The organism is Shewanella sp. Isolate7 (genome assembly GCF_022398425.1).
Lineage (GTDB): Bacteria > Pseudomonadota > Gammaproteobacteria > Enterobacterales > Shewanellaceae > Shewanella.
In genome coordinates this window covers 21,563-28,709 of sequence record NZ_JAKEVJ010000049.1, presented here as the reverse complement: position 1 = coordinate 28,709, position 7,147 = coordinate 21,563, and the positions used below count along the sequence as shown (strand labels likewise).

3 protein-coding genes are annotated in these 7,147 nt (G+C 46.6%); 2 read left to right on the top strand and 1 reads right to left on the bottom strand.

The window, feature by feature from the left end; translation table 11 throughout:
* Both L1D47_RS13490 and L1D47_RS13485 read left to right on the top strand, forming a co-directional pair.
* Positions 1-3,212: EAL domain-containing protein (locus tag L1D47_RS13490; protein WP_239885535.1), on the top strand; the 3,212-nt coding region annotated here is incomplete at its 5' end.
* Between the two features lie 150 nt (positions 3,213-3,362).
* Positions 3,363-4,223 carry a hypothetical protein gene (locus L1D47_RS13485; protein ID WP_239885533.1) on the top strand — a complete coding sequence of 287 codons (861 nt, stop codon included), beginning with the start codon at positions 3,363-3,365 and terminating at the stop codon, positions 4,221-4,223.
* Between the two features lie 800 nt (positions 4,224-5,023).
* Here the strand turns inward: L1D47_RS13485 and fadJ are convergent.
* A complete protein-coding gene (gene fadJ, locus L1D47_RS13480; protein ID WP_239885531.1) occupies positions 5,024-7,144 on the bottom strand; it encodes a fatty acid oxidation complex subunit alpha FadJ in 2,121 nt (706 codons plus the stop codon).
* Between the last annotated feature and the right edge of the window lie 3 nt (positions 7,145-7,147).

Here is a 7,147-nt window from a genome sequence, read left to right as displayed (position 1 = left end):
AAATTGAAGGCCCTAAGTCAATTTTGATAAAGGATGACAACTTATACATTGGGAGTAATTTAGGAATATACGCCATAAACCTTACAACTGAGAATATCGAAAAAGTAAATGAAAACAGTGTCTTTACTATAAAATTCGATGAGAAAAAAGAGCAGATTTTAGCTGGGACACCTTCTGGTAAATTGATCACTGTTAAACTAGATGATTACTCATCCACAGAAATACTAATAGATAAAGGCAATCCAATATTCGACATTTTAGTAGATGATAATAATGTTTATGTTGCAACGCAAGGTGGCCTACACAAGATCGTAAATCAGAACGTCTCCAATCTATACAAAAGTAATTTTGTGGTTAGCTTAAGCAACGCAGAAAACAACATCTTCTTTGGCACAAGCAGCTCCCTAAAAAGCTACAACAAAGCCACCGGAAAGATCCGGACAATTTACAACAATAAAAAACCGATATTCTCTATCACTATAATTGACAACTTACTTTTTGCAGCTTCAATAAAAGAAGTGATTGTCATAGACATACTTAAAGACAAGATGTTCAGCCTAACTGATAAATACGGAAGCCAAGATGAATACAATGCACAGTCCGCACTTAAGTTAGATAATCACCTATATCTCGGCGGTATATCAGGCCTCAGCGAAATATCACCTGAAAAATTAAAAAACTTAATCGGATCGGCTCCTACCCCTACGGCTAATCTAGACAAGCTTTTAATATTCAACCTACCTGAAAATCTTAATGGGAATATTTTAAACAAACCATTATCACTAACACATGAAATAAAGTTAAAATATTCTGACTATCCTTTTACCATAACATTTAACAGTCCAAATACCCCATTTAAAACGGTCAACTACAAGTATCAAATGAGTGGCCTTTCCGACTCTTGGATTGATTCACAAGGAATTAATTCTGCGACCTACACCAACTTATCACCTGGTGAATATACATTTAACGTATATGCAATTGAGCCACTTACACAAAAGGCTGGGAATGTAAGAAGTCTATCTATAGAAATCACCCCTCCCTGGTGGTTATCGATTCAAGCCAAGTTCGTCTACCTGCTCATTACGCTGTTCATCACTGGCGCGATAGTCAAGGCGGCGCTCAGAAGAAGAGAGGTGCAACGCCAGATCGCTAAGTCAGAAGAGCGACTGAAGCTTTCTCTGTGGGGAAGCGGTGATGAGATGTGGGACTGGGATATCGAAACCGGACAGATTTATCGCTCTAATATCTGGGGTTCCCTGGAGTTTCCGCGAGACGGTCAGCGTTCGGGTGAGGATGGTGAAGAAAGCAACATTCACCCCATGGACCAAGAACGAGTGAATACGGCGCTGAATAAGCACTTCTATGGCGAAACCGACCACTTCGAGGCGGCCTATCGCGTCAAAGGCAAAGATGACCAATGGATCTGGATATTGGACAGGGCAAAAATCGTTGAACGCGATGAGGAAGATAAAGCCCTGCGTATGACAGGTACAATCAAAAACATCAGCAACTTCAAGCAAGCAGAGGAACAACTGAGACTGTTCGAGCGAGCCATCGAGAATATCTCCGAAGGCATGTTTATCTTGGACAACAAGTTTACATTCGTTGAAGTCAACGAGGCCTGTTGTGATCTGTGTGAGAAGAGCCGCAATGACTTTATCGGCGAGCTGTTTAAGTTTGACCTTTATCCCGAAAGCTACTCCGAACAAATTCGTCATATTCTGCAACAGCAAGGCAGCTGGAGTAACGAAGTCGAATCCGCCAAGGGCGACGGTAGCAGCTTCCTGATGGAGCTAACGGTCGATGCGATTTACGATGAACAGGGTGTCCTCTCCCACTATGTTGGCGTGTTCTCTGATATTTCTCGTCGTAAACAACAAGAAGAGGAGCTACGTAAACTCACCAACAACGATCTCCTCACCAGCCTGCCAAACCGTTCAAGCCTCATGGTTACCCTGGGTAACTTGGTGAAGAAGGATACCCATCATACCCTTATGGTGCTGGACTTAGATAACTTTAAGAAGATTAACGACTCCCTTGGTCACCAGGTAGGCGATGAACTGCTGATCAAAGTGGCCAGACGCATCGAATCCACCGTACCTTATCATACGAGTATCTATCGTTTAGGGGGCGATGAGTTTGCCATACTGGTCGATAACAACCCAGATATCGGCTCAAGCGCCGTTATTGCTAATCATGTGGTCGATGCCTTCTCCAGCCCATTCGAACTCACCAAAGACAGAGTCGTTGTAGGAGTGAGTATCGGCATTGTGCTCTACCCGGAAGATGATCAGAACGAGCAGGCACTTCTGCGTAAGGCTGACATTGCTATGTATCACGCTAAATCTGCCGGCGGCAATCGTTATCAGTTCTATTCTGAATCGCTCAATCGCAATGCCATTCGCCAGCTGGAAGTCGAAAACCTCATCCGCGAAGGTTTAAGGGATGATCTCTTCGAAGTCTACTACCAACCTAAGATAGATCTTAGAAGCAGCAAGATGGCCGGTATGGAGGCTCTGGTAAGGCTCAATCACCCAGAACACGGTCTTATTCCGCCGGGCGACTTTATCCCGCTGGCAGAAGAGAATGGGCTCATCGTTGAGATTGGCGAGGTCGTTCTACGTAAAGCCTGCTTTGCGGCGCAAAATTGGCGCCGTCAAAATTTGTTCAACGGCCGAGTCGCCGTCAATTTATCATCGCAACAATTCGCTCTTCCAGACCTCCAGCAACGGATAGAGTCAATTTTACGTCTCACTCAGCTGCCTGCAGCCAACCTTGAGCTAGAAATTACCGAAGGAACCGTCATAAAACAGCCAGAAAAGGCAATAAAGGTGATGATGCAACTCTCTAAGATGGGCGTCAGCCTTGCGTTAGACGACTTCGGTACCGGATATTCGTCACTGTCATATTTAAAGCGCTTCCCAATTGACACCCTGAAAATCGATAAGGCTTTTGTTGACGACATAGATAAATCTGACAGAGATCTAAAAATGGTCGACTCTATCATCACTATCGCCCATAACATGGGGCTCTCGGTGGTCGGCGAAGGCGTCGAAGAGGCTTCTCAACTCAGCATATTAAAAGCATTGAAATGCGAGGAAATACAAGGATTTATATACAGCAAGGCCGTCAATGAGACTAGCTTTACCGAACTGCTAAAACAAGAAAGCTTTAGCTATACACCTGTCTCTCAACATAAGAAAGCCTAATGATTTAATGAGCAAATGACAGACTGAAGAAAAGAATGCTTAACTAAAATTAAGCTAAAAATAAAAATTGGCATAACACCTGCAATACATCTCTCAGACGTCAACGAATAGTTGGCACTATAACTTCAATAACCCTGAGAGATTAAGACAATGATTAACGGATTAGTTACTGCCATCGCTTTTACCCTTACATGTTCAGCCATTAATGGCGATAATAATGAACTTGCGAGTATTCCTAATATCAAATTTGCAGAATCTCACTTAGCAAGTATTCCGAACATTAAGTTCTTTGATACTCAGGTAGCGAGCATCCCGAACATCAAGTTCTCTCAGACTCAGTTGGCCAGCATTCCTAACATCAAGTTCTCTGAGACTCAAGTAGCGAGTATCCCGAATATCAAGTTCTCTGAGACTCAGCTAGCTAGTATCCCGAATATCAAATTCTCTGAGACTCAGCTAGCTAGTATTCCGAACATCAAGTTCTCTGAGACTCAGGTAGAGAGCATCCCGAACATTAAGTTCTCTGAGACTCAGGTTGCCAGTATCCCGAACATCAAGTTCTCTGGGACTCAGCTAGTCAGTATCCCGAACATCAAGTTCTCTGGAACTCAGGTTGCGAGTATCCCGAATATCAAGTTCTCTGAGACTCAGCTAGCCAGTATCCCGAACATCAAGTTCTCTGAGACTCAGCTAGCCAGTATCCCGAACATCAAGTTCTCTGAGACTCAGCTAGCCAGTATCCCGAACATCAAGTTCTCTGAGACTCAGGTAGMGAGCATCCCGAACATTAAGTTCTCTGAGACTCAGGTTGCAAGTATCCCGAATATCAAGTTCTCTGGGACTCAGCTAGTCAGTATCCCGAACATCAAGTTCTCTGGAACTCAGGTTGCGAGTATCCCGAATATCAAGTTCTCTGAGACTCAGCTAGCCAGTATCCCGAACATCAAGTTCTCTGAGACTCAGCTAGCCAGTATCCCGAACATCAAGTTCATCAACTCAGCCGTTGCTTAAGTCTTAAGGAGAATGATTATGTTAGATTCATTGAAAAAAGCTCTAGGACTTACTCACAAACCAGAGCGTAAAAAAGTACAGCTTCCAGAAGGCCTAAATCACCTAGAGGTGATCCCTGCTAAAGGTTGGTGGAACTAATTGACATCAAACGTCTTTCGAAAACCAGATACATAAAAAAGGAGCTACTAAAGGCTCCTTTTTTGATCTTGCTATATGACTTTTAATACCAATCACAGTAAATATCTGATCAGAAATAGCGCAGGAAAAACGCTTGAGAACAAAGCAGGATTTTTAGATAAGTAATTATTCTACAATTAAAAATACTAATACAGTTATCGAGCGTTTTAACAAGCTAGAATGATCAATTGTTTATTACGATTGGTATAGTTAGAGATTTGCGCCTAGCCTACATCTACATGGCCACAGAGGCTGTCCTACGCCTTTATCGCGATGCTTTGCTTTCCCTGGGCCCGCTTATGGGCGAATCGCTTATGTGTACTTAGCAGCGGATAGGCTACCGGCCCCATGATTAGCCCTAGCATGGCCCAGCGTTTCACCCCTAACCCTGCACGAAAAGCCATATTTCCCATAGCCAAGCTACTCACCATTAGTACACCAAGAATGCATATCACCACAGACACTACCTCACAACAACGGCGCCAAGAGGACTGTAAACAGCCAAAACGAGCCCAGCATGATAACTGAAACCAGCCCGTGAATGAACAAAAAACAGGCAAAAATAATCCTCAGGCAAAAAAAATGCGGCATTATGTTGCCGCATTGTTAACACTATAGGTGCCCTAATCGTAGAACTTACTGCCAGATTCGGCCATCTCGACTAAGCGATCACAAGGTGCGAATCGCTCACCAAACTGATCTTGATAACGTTTTAGGGTCTCGACCAAGTGCTTGGCGCCCAGTGAGTCCATGTAACGGAAGGGGCCACCTAAGAATGGCGGGAAGCCGATACCGAATATCGCGCCTATATCGCCGTCTCTTGGCGATGCGATAATTCCCTCCTCCAGACAACGCACCGCTTCATTTAGCATCTGCACAACACATCGCTCGGCCAAGGCTCTCGGTTCACCGCCGTTACTAGGTGTTAGACTCAGCACGCCGTAGACGCTCTCATCCACCAGCTTCTTCTTAGACTTGCCACCATACTGGTAGAAGCCCTTACCATTCTTACGACCCTTACGGTCATCAGCCAGTAGTTTGTCAAAGGCCGCCGGCGCCTTAAAGCGTTCACCAAGCTCCTGTTCCAAAATCGGTGAGATCTTGGCGCCCACATCAATGCCAACTTCATCGAGCAGGGTCATGGGGCCAACAGGGAAGCCAAACTTCACCAACGCCTTATCCAGATGATCGACGCTTTGGCCTTCGAGTAGCAGATTCGCTGCCTCGTTCATGTAAAGCGCCAGAATACGGTTCACATAGAAACCGGCACCATCTTTCACCACAATCGGTGTCTTACCCTGCTTGCGGGCGAAGGCGACCGTGGTGGCGATCGTTTGTGGCGAAGTCTTCTCATGGGCTATCACCTCGACCAGAGGCATCTTCTCAACCGGCGAGAAGTAATGCAGGCCAATGACGTTTTCGGGACGTTCGGCGGCCTCGGCGATCTGCTTGATCGGCAACGATGACGTGTTAGAAGCAAAAATAGTGTGCTCGCCACATTCACGCTCCACATCCTGCACCATCTGATGTTTCAACTTGAGGTCTTCAAATACGGCTTCCACCACCATATCCGCATCCTTGATGCCTTTATATTCTGTGGTGGTGGTCATCAGCGCCATCAGGTTATCTCGCACCGCCGGCGTCATATGACGGCGTTTAACCCCTTTAGCCAGCAGCTTATAGGCATAGGCCAGCGCATTGCTCAAACCGGTTTCGCTGATATCTTTCACCCGCACAGGAATCTTGGCCTTAGTGGTGGTGACAGAGGCGATACCACCGCCCATCAAGCCACCGCCCAATACCATCACCTTGTTGACAGCCTGAGGCAATACGTCACCGGCGCCGGTTTCCTTCTTCATTTCCGTGGTTGCAAAGAAGATGCTACGCAAAGCTTCAGACTCGCTCGAGACCACGAGATCGCCAAAATGCTGCGCCTCCACCTCGAGGCCTTTCACTATGCCTTTAGTCACGCCCTGACGCACACAATCGATGATCTTTTCTGGCGCAGGATAGTTACCCTGGGTCTTCTTATTGACCTGCTTGAGCGCCTGCTCGAATATGATGTTACGGCCAACCGGTGTGCCTTCCAGCAGCTTCTCAACCATCGACACCTTGCGCTTCTTCGCTGGACGTGCACCTGCTAGCGCCATCTCTATTGCCGTCTGTAGCAAGATTGACTCGGGCACCACATCATCCACCAGCCCAAGCTTCAATGCCTGCTTGGCGCGCAGCTGCTTGCCGGTAAGCATCATATCCAATGACTTGGCAATCCCCACCAGACGAGGCAGACGCTGAGTGCCGCCACCGCCGGGCAATAGACCGAGTTGCACTTCTGGCAATCCCAGCATGGTCTTCTTGCTGTCTGTGCACACGCGCTGATGACAGGCCAGCGCCAGTTCGAGGCCACCGCCTAAACAGGCACCGTGAATCGCAGCAACCACAGGGATCGAGAGTGACTCCAGGGCCAAAAACACTTCATGGCCCTGCTTCGACAGCTCTCTGGCATCTTCGGCTGTAGCACAGGCATCGAGCATAGAAATATCGGCGCCCGCCACAAAGGAATCTTTCTTACCCGAGATGATCACCACACCGCGAATACTGGCGTCACTCTTAATCTCGGCCAACATCTCGCAGATCTCTGGGCCAAACTCGGCTCTCAGGGTATTCATGGTCTCACCGGGTACATCCATGGTGAGCACGGCGATCCCGTTATCCTGACGATTTAATGTAAAACTCTTTTCCATGAG

Excerpts from the sequence above, each read along its gene's own strand:
- fadJ (WP_239885531.1), bottom strand. The coding sequence starts at position 7,144 with ATGGAAAAGAGTTTTACATTAAATCGTCAGGATAACGGGATCGCCGTG.